Here is a 16,503-nt window from a genome sequence, read left to right on the forward strand (position 1 = left end):
TGGAAGCGTGGTGAGACCGCCCAGCGCGCGTTCGGTAGTTCCCGGCCCCGGTCGGCTCGGCCTCGTCGAGCCGACCGCCCCCGCCGAGCTCGCTCGACTCGGATGGAACGACGCCGACAGCGTCGAACTGCTGTGGGCGCTGTCCCGTGCCCCCAACGCCGACCTGGCCCTGCGCACCCTCGCGCGCCTGGCCGACGCGCTCGGTGACGACTGGGCCGAACTCGACTCGGCGCTGCGCTCCGACACGCGCCTGCGCGGCCGGTTGTTCGGTCTGTTCGGGGCGTCGTCGGCGCTCGGCGACCACATCGTCGCCAACCCGGATCGCTGGAAGATGCTCGCGGGCAGCGCGGCGCTGCCCGACAAGCACACCTTCACGGCGCGGATGCTCGACAGCGTCGACGCCGAACCCGAGCCCGACGGACGTCCCGGCCGGCTGATCCACCGGGCCGGGCTCATCGGCCCGCACGCGGTCGCGGCGCTGCGCACCACCTACCGCGACCAACTGATGCTGATCGCCGCCGCCGATCTCGCGGCGGTCGTCGAGAACGAACCGGTGCTGCCCTATCTCGAGGTCGGGGCGCTGCTCGCCGACCTCGCCGACGCGGCGCTGACCGCGGCCCTTGCGGTGGCCGTGTCCACGGTGATCCCGGAGGGCCCGTGCCCGATCGACCTCGCCGTCATCGCGATGGGCAAGTGCGGTGCGCGCGAGCTGAACTACGTCAGCGACGTCGACGTCGTCTTCGTCGCCGAACCCGCCGACGCCCGCGCGAGCCGGATCGCCGGCGAGATGATGCGCATCGGCACGTCGGCCTTCTTCGAGGTCGACGCCGCGCTGCGACCGGAGGGCAAACGCGGCGAGCTCGTCCGCACCCTCGAATCCCACGTCGCCTACTACAACCGGTGGGCCAAGACCTGGGAGTTCCAGGCACTGCTCAAGGCACGGCCGATGACCGGGAACCTCGACCTCGGCCGCCGGTACATCGACGCCCTGAGCCCGATGGTGTGGACCGCCTCCGAACGCGAGGACTTCGTGCCCGACGTGCAGGCGATGCGCCGCCGGGTCGAGGAGATGGTGCCCCCGGAATTACGCGAACGCGAACTCAAGCTCGGACGCGGCAGTCTCCGCGACGTCGAGTTCGCCGTGCAGTTGCTCCAACTCGTGCACGGTCGCGTCGACGAATCGCTGCGCGTGCCCAACACCGTCGAAGCGCTGTGCGCGCTCGCCGACGGCGGTTATGTCGGGCGCGACGACGCCGCGAACATGCGGGCGTCCTACGAGTTCCTCCGCCTGCTCGAACACCGGCTCCAGCTCCAGCGGCTCAAGCGGACCCACACCCTGCCACCGCCCGAGGACCGCGAGGCCCTGCGGTGGCTCGCGCGCGCCGCGCACATGCGGCCGGACGGGCGCAAGGACGCCCTCGGCGTGCTCGAATCGGAGATCAAGCGCAACTCGTCGCGGATCCGGAAACTGCACGCGCGCCTGTTCTACCGGCCGCTGCTGGACTCGGTGAGCAAGCTCGACAAGGAAGCGCTGCGGTTGTCGCCCGACGCGGCCGTCCGCCAGCTCGCCGCGCTGGGGTACAACGGCCCGCAGCACGCGATGGAACATCTGGCGGCGTTGTCCGGGGGAGCCTCCCGCAAGGCGCGCATCCAGGCACTGCTGCTCCCTCAGTTGCTCGAATATCTCGGCGAGACAACCGATCCCGACGCCGGTCTGCTCGCCTACCGGCGGCTGTCCGATGCGCTCTACGACACGGTCTGGTTCCTGCGGGTGCTGCGCGACGAGCCGGCCGTCGCCGAACGTCTCATGACGGTGCTCGGCTCGTCGGCCTACGTCGCCGATCTGCTGGTGAAGTCTCCCGAGGTCATCCGCCTGTATGCCGACGCGTCGACCGGGCCGCGGCTGCTCGAGGCGAACCCGCCCGAGGTTGCGCGCGCCCTCGTCGCATCGTCCTCGCGCTACTCCGACCCCGCTCGCGCCATCGCCGCCGCGCGTTCGCTGCGCCGCGCCGAACTCGCGCGCGTCGCGAGTGCCGACATCCTCGGCATGCTCGACGTGCCGCAAGTGTGCCGGGCGTTGTCCACGGTATGGGCGGGTGTCCTCGAAGCCGCGCTCGACGCGGTGATCCGGGGCTCGGAACAGTCCCGCGGACCGGCGCCGGCGCGTATCGCAGTGATCGGGATGGGCCGGCTCGGAGGCGGCGAACTCGGCTACGGATCCGACGCGGACGTGCTGTTCGTGTGCGACCCGCTGCCGGACGCCGACGAGACCGATGCGGTCAAGTGGGCCACGAGCATCGCCGAGCAGGTGCGGCGACTGCTCGGCGCGCCGAGCACCGACCCACCGCTCGAGGTCGATCTGGATCTGCGTCCGGAAGGTCGCAGCGGCCCGATCGTCCGGACGTTCGCGTCCTACCGGGCGTACTACACGCAGTGGGCCGAGGTGTGGGAGGTGCAGGCGCTGCTGCGTGCACACGCCGTCGCGGGCGACCGCGAACTCGGCACCCGCTTCCTGCACATGATCGACGAGGTGCGCTATCCGGAGGGCGGGGTCTCGCAGGAGGCCGTCCGCGAGATCCGGCGCATCAAGGCACGTGTGGACTCCGAGCGGCTGCCGCGCGGGGCCGACCCGGCCACCCACACCAAACTCGGACGGGGCGGCCTCGCCGACATCGAATGGACCGTGCAGCTGCTGCAACTCCAGCACGCCTACCGGCTCCCGGCGCTCCGCACGACCTCGACGCTCGAGGCGCTCGACGGCATCGGCGCCGCCGAGCTGCTCAGCGCGACCGACGTCGAACTCCTGCGCACGGCATGGATCACCGCGACGGATGCGCGGAACTGTCTCGTGCTCGTCCGCGGCAAACCGACCGACCAGCTCCCGGGGCCGGGACGGCTGCTCGAAGCCGTTGCCCGCGTGACGGGGTGGCGTGGTGAGGACGCGTCGGAGTTCCTCGACCACTACCTACGCGTCACGCGTCGGGCGCGGGCGGTCGTCGAGCGGGTGTTCTGGGACTGACGGACCGTCAGTCGCAGAAGACGACGAGTGCGAGTCCTCGCCAGACCTCGACCTCGGTCTTGTCCCACTCCTTGTTCTCGTGGTCCCAGTCGTACTCGACCTCGACGTCGTAGCCGCGGTCGCGTTGCTCGGTCACCCTGCAGTTCTGCATGGTGCTGCCGGACCGGTTGAGGATGATGTAGGGGACGCCCGCGTCGGAGAGCACCTGCTGTGCCTGCTCCTGCGACATGCCGACGACGGAGATGTCGGTCTGGGCCGCTGCGGTGCCTGCGAATGCGACGGACAGAGGGACGGGGGACAGCATGACAGCGGCGCATGCTGCCGAAACGAGGGATCTACGCATGGTGGCCTCCCGAGGAGACGTGTCGTTCGGATACGGACCACGTCGCATCCACTCCCCCGCGAGCGGGTGTGACGAACATCACCAAAGCTGTGTCCTCACGGTACACCCGTGTGCAGTACGGCTGTCCAGTCGGTTTCGGCTCGGCGGACCTGCGCACGACCCCCTGCACACGACGGAGCCACCCGCCGAACACGACGGGTGGCTCCGGGACGGTGCGTCAGGCGCGGTCGTGGACCGCCGGCGCGGTCACTTCTTCAGATCGAAACGATCCAGGTTCATCACCTTCGTCCAGGCCGCGACGAAATCGCGGACGAACTTCGGGCCGGCATCGTCGGTCGCGTAGACCTCGGCGAGCGCCCGCAGCTGCGAGTTATGCCCGAAGACCAGGTCGACGGCGGTCGCGGTGTACTTGACCTGGTCCGATCCCCGAGCGCGTCCTTCGTAGACGCCCTCGCTGTTCTGCGAGACCTTCCACTCGGTCCCCATGTCGAGCAGATTGACGAAGAAGTCGTTCGTCAGGGTCTGCGGGCGGTCGGTGAAGACCCCGTGCTTGCTGCCGCCGTGATTCGCGCCGAGCGCACGCAGACCGCCGACGAGCACCGTCGTCTCGGGCGCGGTCAGCGTCAGCAGGTTGGCGCGCTCGAGGAACAGCTTCTCGGGCGGAAGCTTCTCTTCACCGCGCAGGTAGTTGCGGAAACCGTCGTGCTTCGGCTCGAGCACCTCGAACGACTCGACGTCGGTCCACTCCTGGCTCGCATCGGTGCGGCCGGGGAAGAACGGAACCGTGATGTCGTGTCCCGCATCCTTGGCGGCCTTCTCCACCGCGGCGTTACCGGCGAGGACGATCAGATCCGCCAGGGAGACCTTCTTGTTGCCGCCCGAGCCGTTGAAGTCCTGCTGGATACCCTCGAGGATCTGCAGTACCTGTGCGAGCTGCTCGGGTTCGTTGGCTTCCCAGTCCTTCTGCGGCTCGAGCCGCACGCGTGCGCCGTTCGCACCGCCGCGCTTGTCGGTGCCGCGGAAGCTCGCGGCCGACGCCCACGCGGTGGCGACGAGCTGCGGGATCGTCGCTCCCGAGTCGAGGACCTTCGCCTTGAGTGAGGCGATGTCGCTCTCGTCGATCAGCTCGTGGTCGACGTCCGGCACCGGGTCCTGCCAGATCTGCGGTTCCGGGATCCACGGTCCGCGGTACCGCGAGAGCGGACCCATGTCGCGGTGCAGCAGCTTGAACCACGCCTTGGCGAACTCCTGCTCGAGTTCCTCGGGATGGTCGAGCCAGCGCCGGGTGATCTCGCCGTAGATCGGGTCGTAGCGCAGCGCGAGGTCGCTGGTGAGCATGCCCGGCGCGTGCTTCTTCGCCGGGTCGTGGGCGTCGGGCACGGTGTCCGCGCCGGCACCGCCCTTCGGCGTCCACTGCCACGCCCCGGCGGGGCTCTTGGTCTTCTCCCACTCGTAGGCGTACAGCGTCTCGAGGAAGGTGTTGTCCCACTTCGTCGGAGTGGGCGTCCAGGTGACCTCGAGGCCGCTGGTGATCGTGTCGGCACCGGCGCCGGTGCCGTGCGAGTTCTTCCAGCCGAGACCCTGCTGTTCGAGCGGGGCACCCTCGGGTTCGGGACCGAGATTGTCGGCGGGAGCGGCACCGTGCGTCTTGCCGACGGTATGACCACCGACGATGAGCGCAGCCGTCTCGACGTCGTTCATCGCCATCCGGGCGAACGTCTCACGGATGTCGCGTCCGGACGCGAGGATCTCCGGGTTGCCGTTGGGGCCTTCGGGATTGACGTAGATCAGACCCATCTGGACGGCACCCAGTGGGCCCTGGAGTTCGCGCTCACCGGCGTAGCGTTCGTCGCCGAGCCAAGTGTCCTCCGGGCCCCAGAAGACCTCGTCGGGCTCCCAGATGTCCTCGCGGCCGAACGCGAAGCCGAACGTCTTGAACCCCATCGACTCGTAGGCGCAGTTGCCGGCGAAGACCAGCAGGTCGGCCCAGGAGAGCTTGCGGCCGTACTTCTGCTTGATCGGCCACAGGAGACGACGGGCCTTGTCGAGGCTGACGTTGTCGGGCCAGCTGTTGAGCGGAGCGAACCGCTGCGCGCCCTTGCCGCCGCCACCGCGACCGTCGGCGATGCGGTAGGTGCCGGCCGAGTGCCAGCTCATACGGATGAACAGACCCCCGTAGTGACCGAAGTCGGCCGGCCACCAGTCCTGGGAATCCGTCATCAGGTCGATCAGATCCTGACGGAGCGCCTCGACATCGAGGGATTCGACTTCCTTCGAGTAGTCGAAGTCGGGTTCCAACGGATTGGACAGCGGTGAATGCTGGTGCAGGACCGTCAAATCCAGCTGGTCCGGCCACCAGTCCTGATTGGTCCTCGGCCGGTGCGGTGACGGCTCGGGGGAGGGGACTGCCGGGTTTTCGCTTTCGGACACTGCGGTTTCCTTCCGGATCAGGGTCGATCGGACCGATTCAGGGCTGTTGTCGTGGATCGTCTGTCGAACAGTCGCGGCACAGGCCCCAAAAGACGACGTCCGCCTCGTCGACGTCGAAACCTGCGTCGTCCACCGGTGACAGGCAACGCGAGTCACCGACGGTGTGGTCGACATCCGAGATCACGGCGCAGGACCGGCAGACGAGGTGGTGATGACTGTCGCCGACACGCACCTCGTACCGCGCGTGGAAACCTGCGGGCCGGATTCGTCGGAGCAGGCCGCGCGCCGAGAGTGCGTGAAGGATGTCGTACACGGTGTGCCGACCGATGCCGGGAACGACGGCGCCGACCGCGTCGAAGATGCGATCGGCATCGGCGTGCGGGTGCTCGTGCGCCGCATCGAGCACCGCCAGACGCTGCCGGGTCACGCGAAGACCGGCCGCGCGTAACCGCTCGGAGAAATCCCGCGTCGAGGGCACGTGCCCACTATGGACCACTTTTCTGGAACCGGTCGCGATTTCGCCGGATTCGATGACGAACGAACGCATCTCGCGCGCCGAACCGGGGCTTGCTACTGCTGCAGCAGGGGCGAACCCCGTTTCGGCGCGCGAGGATGCCGGAGCGGAAGGGCGCAGACAAGGCGAGAGGCCGCCCGTCCCGGAAGGGACGGACGGCCTCTCTTACCGGACTCGACTCAGCAGTCGAAGTACAGCTGGGACTGCATCCTGCAGGTTTGGCAAGTTTGGCGCTATTTGAACAGTTGGTAGGACCTGCCGGTTTACGTTTGATCCGTTGGTCTCGGCGGATGGCGATCGGCACTGCTGCGTACCTACTGCGTACCGTGCAGGTTCCTTATCGAGGTGCAATTTCTCCGTGCCGCTGGTTGCACCGTCGGAAAGCGGGTTGAGAGCGTGAAGCTCATACCATCGGCAAGTGATGCTCTTCGGTGTCGTCTGTTCGTACCGGCTTCCACTTACCAAGCCAAGCTGGCTGACCACCACCCAGTACTCCGATGAGGGTTTGCTTTTGCCACCGCTTACGGAGCTGTGTGAACCGGAACCATCGGAACGTCTCAACTGCGTTTGTTGCGATGTTTGCTCGGATTAGCTCACTGCGAATGCCGCGGCCACGCACGACGGTGTGGTGGAGTCCAACCCAGACCTCGGCGGGGTCCATTCTCTCGGGTAGCGAGAACGAGATGCGGATTGGTTCGCTCTCGTTGTCGAACCGAGTTCTCCGTAGCTCGTCCGCAAGGTAGCCGGGATCTACGGAGACTCGAACGTCATACCGGGTACCGGGCCCTTTCGCTCGAATGACGACCTCGTACCAGGACGTGTCGACGCCCACGGTGGTCGCGTTCGCTTCCTTGTCGCTCCTTAGGCGTCCACGGTTGACCAGGAACAATATTCCCTGGGTGGTCATAGCGTGACGGTTCTGCCGGCGAACCCATTCGGCGTGCGTCAATGCCCCACCAGCGAAGAGCGCCCCAACCGCAGTGGCCACGCTGGCAATGTCATCAAGAAGGTCGCCGCTCATGGTGCGTAGCCTGCCATCGCTGCAGACTCCCATCCCTCCGGACCGTCTTGGGCTTGTACCGCTCCGACACGACCCGCCGTAAGACGGATGCCGCGCTGTACTCCTGAACGCAGTTGGGAGCGCCCTCCGGGTACAACACCCTTTGTCCTGCCCCGACCACGGAATTCGAACTAACGACCTCTTCGTCCCGAACGACCCCTTCTCGGGAACGGTGAGATTTACCGATATGAGCTGTGGGAGTAAGAAGCGCCCAACCTGCAGATGTGACCGTTGGCAAGATGAGGGAGAAACGGCGGGCCGGAGTCGTGCTGCGGGCCCGAAGGGGTGAGCCCTGTCATTCCGCATACGGTTAGTCGCGTCTTCGATTCGGGCGTTCGTGGTCAGGCACGCACAGCCGGGCAGGGGGTTGGGGCTCGATGTCCATTAAGAACATGCACTCGCCTTCCGCATCACGAAGGACGAACTGACCCGGCCGTTGGCCAAGACGCCGCGCAGGACGATCAGCGGTGATTGCTTCTCCCTGACCTAGCACTATGAACCCTTGATCGCTATACCACGCGGAAAGCGATTGGTCGCAAACCCCGTACAAGCTCACCGCGCCTGCATAAGCAGCAGCTCCGCATACCGCCTCGACCATCGACCGACCGATCTTGCGGCCCCGGTAAGCATGTCTGACCGCGATCGCATTCAGGCACCACCACGGCTCAATGATCTGCTCGTCGCTGAGCATCGCCGGGTCAACCCAACAGAATCCCACGGGGCCAAGGTCTGGGACCTCGGAATCTTGGGCGACAAGGAGTAACGACTCGGTCCATACACGTCCCTGACCTAGTCGATGGTCCCATGCAGGACCATGCAGCTCAGTTAGCTCGGGGAGCAGCTCTTGAGCTAACGAGCGCAACACCGGAAGATGGGTCCCCGTGGCGTAACCGATGTTGATGGTCAACCTTATGCCTTCCGCCATTGCTGCTTAGGTCGCCAGCGTGCGCTGGCCTCCGTCGGTGTCTCGTGCTCTCAACTCCGTGGTCCTTGCCACGTGAAGCGGTCTGGACCCATCAAACGTGCTTAGTCCTCGGCGAATCTGCACTGCCGCAAAACTCGGCTACCCAATCCCGAGAGTGCCAGCAACGTCGGTCACCTCATCGATGTTATTCCAGCGCACCTCGTGCTCGTACTGCTGCAACAAGTCCAGCCTGTTTGACGCAGCTGCGGTTGCCTCTTCGCCGTCGATGCCGCGGTTCAACTCATAGGTGAGACGTTCTATCTCTTCCCTGAGAGCCTTCTGTACTCGCCTCGCGAATTCGTCGTTCATTCGACAGACAGTACATAATTCCGCAAGCCACGGTGCCCCTGGCAGGCTCCCAACCTGCGGCCTGCGGATTATGAGTCAGAAACCGCCTGTGCCACCCGGTGATTCGCAGTGAGACCGGCCACCGATTCATGCAGGTAATCAGCCGTCCGAGTGCGCTCTCGTGATACCTCGTATCGTGGTCACATACGTCGTCTGTGACCACCCTGTGGCCACTCGTCGGGGCATCCTCGGGGCACTTCCCCCGGTGAGGCCTCAACCCACTGAGAGCGTTGGAGGACCCTGTGGACGATGACCGCACTCCTTTCGCGCCATCGATTGAGATCCCCCAGTCCGTCCAGGACACCGCCCGGATGCTCGGGTGGAAAGGCCCCGGCACCCACACATCGCCCTCGTACGACACCGTCCTCAAGGCATGCCAACGCGGGGAACTGCCCGCCTACCAGCCGGATGGGCCGAACGGGAAGCGCAAGTGCAGGTGGACGATCCTGCCGTCCGATGCGATCGCCTGGAGGTCTGGAAGGTGATCATTTTGCTGTGCCCTGCCCCTATCGCGGTCTGCCGTACTCTCCCGCCCTGGCCTTCACTGCGACGTCGAGAAGGACCTTGGCCACTCCCTCGGCGAGGTCGGCGACCGCGGACATGAGGCCGGTCAGATCCGGCTCGGGCGGCTGGAGGGCATGCGTGGGGGTGGGAGTCAGCTCGGACCCATCGATCGCCGACCAATCGACGCGCTGACCCATCGCAGCGAAGTACTCCTCCACATCGCGGCGCCACCAGAGCAACGGGCTGTTCGAGGCAGAGCCGTTCTTGATCGCCTTCCCGAAGAGTGGATGTTCGGGGGTTGCCATACGGTCCTTCCTGATCGTGGCGGGAGCGCGCCCAATCAGTTTGCCCAGCTCATATATTGTCAGCATTCGGGGATTAAGAGCACGTCGGTAGGTCATACCTCAGTGTGTATGCGCATAGCCTTGCCCCGTACGGATGCGTTACGGGCGGTGGCAAGGTGTCGGAATACTCGGCGGAAGATCGGGTGTTGCCCCGACAGTCGCGGCCAGCCTGCAGGCCGGCGCGGAATGGCGCCGCCGGTTCAGCAGCGCAGCCGGCGGCGCCGTCCCTCGCACTTATTGCTACTGGCGAGTTTCCGCAATCGTTCCGCTGTGCTTCGGTAGGCTCATCGCCACTACCGGCATCCCCCTGCTCGGTGGTCGAGAACCCCGCCACAGGTACGCCCGTCCCTGCCTGGCGGGGTTTCTCGTTCAGACGATTTCACCCTTTTGTGACTGGTGTGAGGGTGAGACGCTTGACCAGGCCGGGTTGGCTGCGTCCCGCAGGGGGAAGCACAGGTGACCCGGCCTCTTGCGCGCCCGAGGCTGGCGCGCCGCGGGATACGCTTCAGACACCTGAAACTTAGGCGCCGACCATCGAGCCGAAAGCCGCCGTGGCCGCCCTGATCGACACGGAATACCGAACGGTATGCCTGCGACACGATCGCTTGCGCGATACCGTCGAAGACGTCGCCATTCCTCTGCTCGGCGACACCGGCCCCGCCACTCGGCTCCTCACACGACCCCGGCGGGGCCACTTCGTTCCGCACATAGCCGACCGCCCCCGCCCCTCTAGGAGAGAGGGCGAGGGCGCCCAGGCGTGGCCCGACAAAATAGGGGGGTCATCGGGCCACGACTTCTGTATCGATCACAAGATCAGAGCGTTACCGCAACGTTGTGCACCCCACACTTCGACGTCGCGGACACGCTCACAAGGCAGGTCCGATATTCCCGAAGACGGGTGCACGCGCCCCACAGTCGCCCGGACGAGCGACTGCGGGGCGCTTCGCAGCCTGAGGGGTCGGGGTCTCTCAGTCCACCCCTTGAGCATCGACGATGCGTCCACCCGGCCGTGGCGAAACAGACCGCCGGTCACCATTTCGTGATGAGACCAGAATTCGGCCCGTTCGGAAACGCCCCGCCTCGTCCTCCCCCCGATCGAGGGCGAAACGGGGTCTGTTTCGAAATCCCCGACTAGAACACGTTATCCCTGACCGCGGATCTCCGCAGCGGAAGTACTCGAGCTACGCCGGGTAGCAGACGAAGGCATCCCCTGGTCGACACGGAATACCGACCGGTATCCCTGCGGCGTGATCGCTTCCGCGCTACCGTCACAAACGTCGCCGTCCCTCTGCTTTGGCGACACCGGCCCCGTCGCTCGGATCCTCCCAGACCCCGGCGGGGCCATCTCATGTCCGCACACGTCACCCGCTCGCGACGAACGATTGCAGGAGGCCGGCAGGGGCCACATGACTGCGATCGCAGGATGCGTTCCCGACGGCGTGGGTGGCCGACACCGAGAACGGTTCCATCAGCGTTCGCTACGCCTGGTCAACTCGGCCCCGAATACCTGCGCGATCCGGTACTGCTTCAACGCATCCCGTAAGCGATCCGCCTCGAAGTGTCGCTGCGCCAGCTCGACCGCAAGATCCTCCGCCCTCTGGAGCACCGCGGTCGGCGCCTCCCTCAGCCACACGTGCATACCGTCACCTTCCTCGGGGAACTTCGCTGTTCGGAGACAACAGCCTCCGTTCTTTACCCCGGGGAAGGCTGGCCTAGACATAGCTGCTTCACCGTGTGGCCATTTTTCGTTCCATGCCATTCGATAGACGCCCTTACACCACCGCACCCCCTGCGCAGTGGTCGAGACCACGCCGCAGGTAAAAGCCCCTGTCGGCGGGTTTCGTCGTTGAGACCACCTGGCCCTTTCCCGGTCGAACGACGGTGCGATTCTGGATACGGTCGGGTTGGCTACGTCCCGTAGGGGGAAGCACAGGTGACCGGTCTCGACGCACTCGACCCCATTACAGCCGACCGCCCCCGTTCCTCCGGGGAGGAGCGAGGGCGCCCAGGCGTGGTCCGATCAAGGCGGGGGTCATCGGGCCACGACTTCTGTATCGATCACAAGATCAGAGCGTTACGGCAGTGCAATCAGAACGGGTGAATCAGAGGGTGATTTCCCTACCGGCCGGTAACAAACAGTCGAGTTGGACTGTTGTCCAGATTGTGAACTGGATTGTCGTCGCACTGCTCGCCTGGATCGTGGTTGCCGCGGTCCTCGCCGTCGTGTTCGGCCGCGTCATCCGCACCCGCGACGAACGCGAGATCCCGCCAGGCCTCGACCAGGACGACGAACGGTGGCGGGACGCCAGCTGATCGGCGGCGCTTCATGCGCACGTCCGGCTCGGTCCAGTAAGCACCATTCGTGCCCACACCCTTTCTCAAGACGCTACGAAACGCCCCCACCCCGGCATCACTGCCAGGGCGGGGACGTTCCGCGTTCCGAAAGGTCAGGGGCACTCGGGCGCTACCCCTTTCATCGGCGTGGCGCACAGGATGCGTTACGTGCGGGCGGCTGACCTTCGGATTCATGGTCCGATTGCGCTAACATCTCCGCAGCTCAGACATTGTGTGGTCACCGAGCGGTCACACGAAGACAAGGCAGGACACGCCCTCGCCAGCCTCTCAAGGAGAGGTCGGTACCTTCAACATTGATCATGGCCGTCCTGCTCGCGTTGGCGGGACTCGCATTCAGAACCTCTTCGTCCCGAACGACGCCTTCTCGGGAAACGGTGAGATTTGCCGATGTGAGCTACGTGAGCAGAAGGCGCCGGACCAGCAAATTCGACCGTTGGTGAGATTAGGGAGAAACGGTGAGTCAGAGTCGCGCTGCGGACCCGCTGCGGACCCACCCCGGTTCTAGGCGCGACGGTTGTCGTGGTGCGTCCGCGAAGTGGCGGCGGTCGAAGGAACCGGTGGATGGTCACTCCTTAACGACAAGCGCGACGACGTAGAGGCACAGTACGCTCGGCACTATGGTCACGGTGGAGCAAGTCTTCGAAGCGCAGTCGGCGAGCCCTTGGGGGGTGGCCGTGCCGGATTGGACGTGGCTTGCGTTCGAGGGAAGCGTGCCAGTCGGGGTGCTGACCGTAAACAAAGCTCGTACGGATGCGGGACATGACATCCTCGACCGCCCTGATGCCGCCGTCATTGGCATTGTGTACGTCCTCCCACCGGACGAAGGCCGAGGTGACGAGCGACAGGACCGGGCGACTCCGCTGCTGAAGCACGCGATGTCCGCCATCAGCCCCCGCACTCTGTACGGAAGCGGGCGTGCAACCGCCAGAGGCAAGCAGTTACTGAGGAAAAACTGCATCGACATCGACCCGGAAGTTACACAGGAGCTCCCGCTGACAGATGCCGAAGGCGAGAAGCTGGGAAAGAACGCGTTTGACCGTGCGGTGGCTGTATGGAGTGCGCAGTAAGAGCCTCGGGGGATGATGCCTACGTCGAGGATCGGCGGGTGCTCGCCATGAACATGCCGATCGCAGGCCCGGTGAGCGCAAGGAGCGCCGTGAACACCGTCTGGAACGGGTCGCTGGCCCGTTCCCAAGCGTCCGGGGCCGCCCAGATCGGCACGAGAACGTAGGCCACGCCCACGCCCATCGTCATGGTGAAGAGAGCGGCAACCAGCGCGAACCCAGGTGCCTGCCGGACCCGGTTGTAGCTGCGGTCGCCTACAACAGAGCTCAGTGCTGTCATGTCCGCGCCGCTCGTCATGCCGCCAGTGTGGACGACAGATCGGCGGTGAGCAACAGAGAGCTGACACCGGCGGCCGCGACGTGAACCGCCTGCGAAGCAGCAATCGTGCGCCGTCCGACGGGTCGCTTCACGGTGTCTGGTTTCGCGACACGACCTAGACATCTGAACCAGTCGTGAACTGGGAAAACAGTGTGAGGTATAGGTCGGTGTCTAGGCACTTTTCCGGGCCCGATTTCGCCGCTACGCTCGTCCGCCGTGGTGAGCCGTCGAAACCTGGATGCATTGGCCAAGTTGGGTGCTCGACGTCGTCAACTCGCCGCCGAACTGACAGAGGTCGACACCGCGATCGACAAGAACCTCGCCAGGACCTACCTCGAAGGGTGGACCTGGGAGGAGCTGCGCAAGGCGTCGTCGTTGTCGCAGGGACCGCTGGCGAACCGGCTGCGCAAACTCGGCCTAACCAAACGCGACAACACGCGCCCGCGGTTCACATCGCAACGCCGCCCAGTCGGGAAGTACCCAACGAAAGCACCACAGGGAGGACTCTCGAGTTCGATACCGTGGCATGAGAACGTACGCGTCGACGGTCGCATGGGAGGGCCGCCCAACAAGTTTGGAGGTTTGCTGAGCTGGATTCCGCACACTTCTTGATGCCCTCAGCGACTGCGGCGCCGAATGGCCAGCGTCTCCCCTCTAGTCGTTCGTTAGAGCCGTAGTGAGAGAAAACGCAACCTCGTACTACATCGCAGAGCGCCGTAACCTCAATGTGGGCGTCTCTTCTGCCAAGCGCGAGCAATCAACATGACCACGATTAGGAGTGCGAAAGCAGTTCGTGAGTCCTCGCTTCTCGCTTTTGGTTGCTTCCTGTAAAGGGTGGATTCGCGGGCGGTAACGCGCTGTTCTACTGGCCTTCTCGCCCATTCAAAGAACACGCTGGCCAGAAGTGAACCTGTGATTCCGAGGGCAATGCTCGCGGCGATAAGTCCTTGCTGCCATGCGCTCATTGCCTCGACATCAGTCAGGCGAGCCGATGGGGCGAACGGATGTACGCCAACCCACGTAAGACTCGATTCATCGCTAAGCTCCGGACGGGCTACCTCGACGTCGGCCCTCAAATTGACGCCGCCGGCGCTTACCTGGAATCGCCCGGGGGTCGGTATGGTCCATGAGCCGCTTAGGCCTTGAATCCCTTCAAAGACACCTCGGAGATGTACCGAGACGCCCGGGAATGTCCCGACGAGTGGCCAGACGTAAGTGGTTCGCGGACCGGTCCACCACGCCAGCTCCCAGGTCCGTTGGACAGGTGCACCGGCCGATCCCGCGACTTCTTGGGCCGCACCTAAGAACCCCGAGTCGACCCGATCCGGTGAGACTGAAGAAAGGCAAGCCGGAAGATGTTCAATCTCAATGTCCAATTTCTGAACCGCGCCAAGCTCCATGATTGAGCCGGTACTATCGTCACGGACTACGAGGTTTGGTATCTCCTCGACATCGGAGCGGTGCCCTGCAAATACTCTGGCATTGGAAAGGCGCGCATCGCCGCCGAAAAGTAGGACGCCACGAAAAGGCTGGCTGCCGCAGGCCGCGACTGTATAAACCAATTCTGGCCGGTCTCCCGGAGCTCCGGATACCAGGGCGTGGACCGCTAACTCAACTTCCTGGTGCTCCTCCACCTTATTGCCTTGCCCAAGTATCATCACCCAGCCCTGGAACGGATCGGTTGCAGGTTGCCCATTGACAGTGGCAGATACAGCAGCGAACGCGAGGCCACCTAAAAGCGCTACAAGCACGACGGTCACGTACTTTGCTGCGGCGCCACGACGGCGATTATCCACTACCCTCCTCTGGTCCACCAATTCGATTATGTGAGCCCAGTGACGGGTCGTCCCCCGAGGGAATGCGATATTTAGACCTCTTTGCTCGGCTGTGAGATGTAGGTATCGCTAAGGGGGCCAAATGCTTCTGGGTAGCGAATATTCAGACCGGCCGAACCCGCGCGTTCTACTTTGCCCTGCACGAGGATCGTCGTACTCTGCATCATCCAGGCATGGACTTCGGACGGCAATCCGCCCTGAAGCCATACCCTTACTTCGCAGGTTCGACCGTTCCGTACCGTACTGACGCTGACGTAGCCAACTGGACTGCCAGGTTCGTGTCGCACTTGGACGATCGGCCCAGTCAGGATCTCAAACTTCGGCCGCGGTGCGGCCTTCATCATCTTTGCCGTCTTTTCAAGGAGTGGCACGGCGGCGGCTGGCGCAGTAAGAGATTTCGGGACTGCCTCGGGCGCTCGTTGGGACTGCGCCCAGTCGAAACGGGTCTCGAACTCAGCAACTGCGGGGTCGGCGAGAATACGGCCGAGAGCGCTCACGAACTCCCTGGAAGCGCCAGCTGCTACCAGGTCAGGAACAACACTGGGCCTTGGATCGCGGGCTGGGGTGATTACTTTGTCAACGACGGCTTTCATCGTCTCCGCGAAGGTACGCGTGATTCGACGGGTTGGAGACTCGAAAGCGTCGACCCTGTGGTCAAAACCCGTAAGCGGCTCTTGCGGTGACTCAGCATCGTGGCGGCGCCCTACGCGAACAAGGACGGGAACGATGTACGACCCTTGCTCAGTGTGCCCCATCCTGATCTCATCGACGAAGTCATCACCGGCCTTCGAGTAGTTGCCTGCGATGTCGGCGCGTGGTCGCTGCGCTGTAGTTGCGGTGGCCCGGAGCATCAACCGCGCTGCTTCGATCATCGTGGCCCCGGCAGAAAGTGGAATCGTATCCGCGATTACCACGTCGTTCGCTGCGCGCAAGTAAGTGATGTCTACACCAAAGTGGAGGATGCTCTTTTCCACTTCGTCGGGCGACCGTTGTTCGAAGCGCGAAAGCCGCTCCGCAACGCCCCGAAGCTCGTAACTGTCACGGGAGATTGAGTGTGGGACGCCAATCTCGCACCTTTCCCGGTCAGCCGAGGACGATTGCCACAAAGTGCCGATTCCTCCTGTCGACACTTCAACCCATTCATGGAGGAGAAGGTAATCGCGTAGGTCGGCGGCCAAGTCTGTATCTGGCACAGTCACCCTAGATTGCCTCCTGTCCGAAACCTTTTCGCAAAATGTTCCGCCAGTCGAGCAGCGTGTCGATGGTTACCCGGTTTGTGCGCGTAACATGGACCGACTTTTGAGCCAAAGGCGTCTCGATCTGTGTCCTGAATCGTCCCTGGTTTCATTGAGGGTGAGCCAGATATCCCGGAAGGATCACCCCAGACTCACCATGGCGAACTAC

The 16,503-nt window shown here is 64.4% G+C and carries 14 protein-coding genes; 4 read left to right on the plus strand and 10 right to left on the minus strand.

The window, feature by feature from the left end:
* Nucleotides 1-7: 7 nt before the first annotated feature.
* Nucleotides 8-3,019: a bifunctional [glutamine synthetase] adenylyltransferase/[glutamine synthetase]-adenylyl-L-tyrosine phosphorylase gene (locus NVV99_RS24285; RefSeq protein WP_024101315.1), complete on the plus strand. Its 3,012-nt coding sequence runs from the start codon at nt 8-10 to the stop codon at nt 3,017-3,019.
* 7 nt (nt 3,020-3,026) lie between these two features.
* Here the strand turns inward: NVV99_RS24285 and NVV99_RS24290 are convergent, their stop codons facing one another.
* From NVV99_RS24290 to NVV99_RS24320, 8 genes are all read right to left on the minus strand, one after another.
* Nucleotides 3,027-3,362, minus strand: a complete 336-nt coding sequence (locus NVV99_RS24290; RefSeq protein ID WP_024101314.1) for a hypothetical protein — start codon at nt 3,360-3,362, stop codon at nt 3,027-3,029.
* 246 nt (nt 3,363-3,608) lie between these two features.
* Nucleotides 3,609-5,792 carry a catalase/peroxidase HPI gene (gene katG, locus NVV99_RS24295; RefSeq protein WP_024101313.1) on the minus strand — a complete coding sequence of 728 codons (2,184 nt, stop codon included), beginning with the start codon at nt 5,790-5,792 and terminating at the stop codon, nt 3,609-3,611.
* A 37-nt stretch (nt 5,793-5,829) separates the two neighbouring features.
* Nucleotides 5,830-6,270 carry a Fur family transcriptional regulator gene (locus tag NVV99_RS24300; RefSeq protein WP_024101312.1) on the minus strand — a complete coding sequence of 147 codons (441 nt, stop codon included), beginning with the start codon at nt 6,268-6,270 and terminating at the stop codon, nt 5,830-5,832.
* 439 nt (nt 6,271-6,709) lie between these two features.
* Complete coding sequence (locus NVV99_RS24305) at nt 6,710-7,327, minus strand: hypothetical protein (RefSeq protein WP_260783156.1); 618 nt, start codon at nt 7,325-7,327, stop codon at nt 6,710-6,712.
* Between the two features lie 349 nt (nt 7,328-7,676).
* The gene (locus NVV99_RS27300) at nt 7,677-8,291 is read right to left on the minus strand and encodes a GNAT family N-acetyltransferase (RefSeq protein ID WP_369011267.1); all 615 of its coding nucleotides are present in this window, start codon (nt 8,289-8,291) and stop codon (nt 7,677-7,679) included.
* A 138-nt stretch (nt 8,292-8,429) separates the two neighbouring features.
* The gene (locus NVV99_RS24310; protein ID WP_260783157.1) at nt 8,430-8,639 is read right to left on the minus strand and encodes a hypothetical protein; all 210 of its coding nucleotides are present in this window, start codon (nt 8,637-8,639) and stop codon (nt 8,430-8,432) included.
* Nucleotides 8,640-9,184: 545 nt separating this feature from the next.
* On the minus strand, nt 9,185-9,487 hold the full coding sequence (locus tag NVV99_RS24315) for a hypothetical protein (RefSeq protein ID WP_260783158.1): 303 nt from the start codon (nt 9,485-9,487) through the stop codon (nt 9,185-9,187).
* 1,507 nt (nt 9,488-10,994) lie between these two features.
* Nucleotides 10,995-11,165: a hypothetical protein gene (locus NVV99_RS24320; RefSeq protein ID WP_260783159.1), complete on the minus strand. Its 171-nt coding sequence runs from the start codon at nt 11,163-11,165 to the stop codon at nt 10,995-10,997.
* A 524-nt stretch (nt 11,166-11,689) separates the two neighbouring features.
* Here NVV99_RS24320 and NVV99_RS24325 point away from each other — a divergent pair.
* Both NVV99_RS24325 and NVV99_RS24330 read left to right on the plus strand, forming a co-directional pair.
* Nucleotides 11,690-11,839, plus strand: a complete 150-nt coding sequence (locus tag NVV99_RS24325) for a hypothetical protein (protein WP_260783160.1) — start codon at nt 11,690-11,692, stop codon at nt 11,837-11,839.
* 659 nt (nt 11,840-12,498) lie between these two features.
* Nucleotides 12,499-12,948, plus strand: a complete 450-nt coding sequence (locus tag NVV99_RS24330) for a hypothetical protein (RefSeq protein ID WP_260783161.1) — start codon at nt 12,499-12,501, stop codon at nt 12,946-12,948.
* A 19-nt stretch (nt 12,949-12,967) separates the two neighbouring features.
* Here the strand turns inward: NVV99_RS24330 and NVV99_RS24335 are convergent, their stop codons facing one another.
* On the minus strand, nt 12,968-13,243 hold the full coding sequence (locus NVV99_RS24335; protein ID WP_260783162.1) for a hypothetical protein: 276 nt from the start codon (nt 13,241-13,243) through the stop codon (nt 12,968-12,970).
* A 237-nt stretch (nt 13,244-13,480) separates the two neighbouring features.
* Here NVV99_RS24335 and NVV99_RS24340 point away from each other — a divergent pair, with 237 nt between their 5' ends.
* Nucleotides 13,481-13,876, plus strand: coding sequence for a hypothetical protein (locus NVV99_RS24340; protein WP_260783163.1), 396 nt, complete (start codon nt 13,481-13,483; stop codon nt 13,874-13,876).
* 1,255 nt (nt 13,877-15,131) lie between these two features.
* Here NVV99_RS24340 and NVV99_RS24345 read toward each other — a convergent pair.
* Nucleotides 15,132-16,298 carry a hypothetical protein gene (locus NVV99_RS24345; protein ID WP_260783164.1) on the minus strand — a complete coding sequence of 389 codons (1,167 nt, stop codon included), beginning with the start codon at nt 16,296-16,298 and terminating at the stop codon, nt 15,132-15,134.
* Nucleotides 16,299-16,503: the final 205 nt, after the last annotated feature.

It is taken from the genome of Rhodococcus sp. PAE-6, assembly GCF_025290685.1.
GTDB classification, from domain to species: Bacteria; Actinomycetota; Actinomycetes; order Mycobacteriales; family Mycobacteriaceae; genus Rhodococcus; species Rhodococcus pyridinivorans.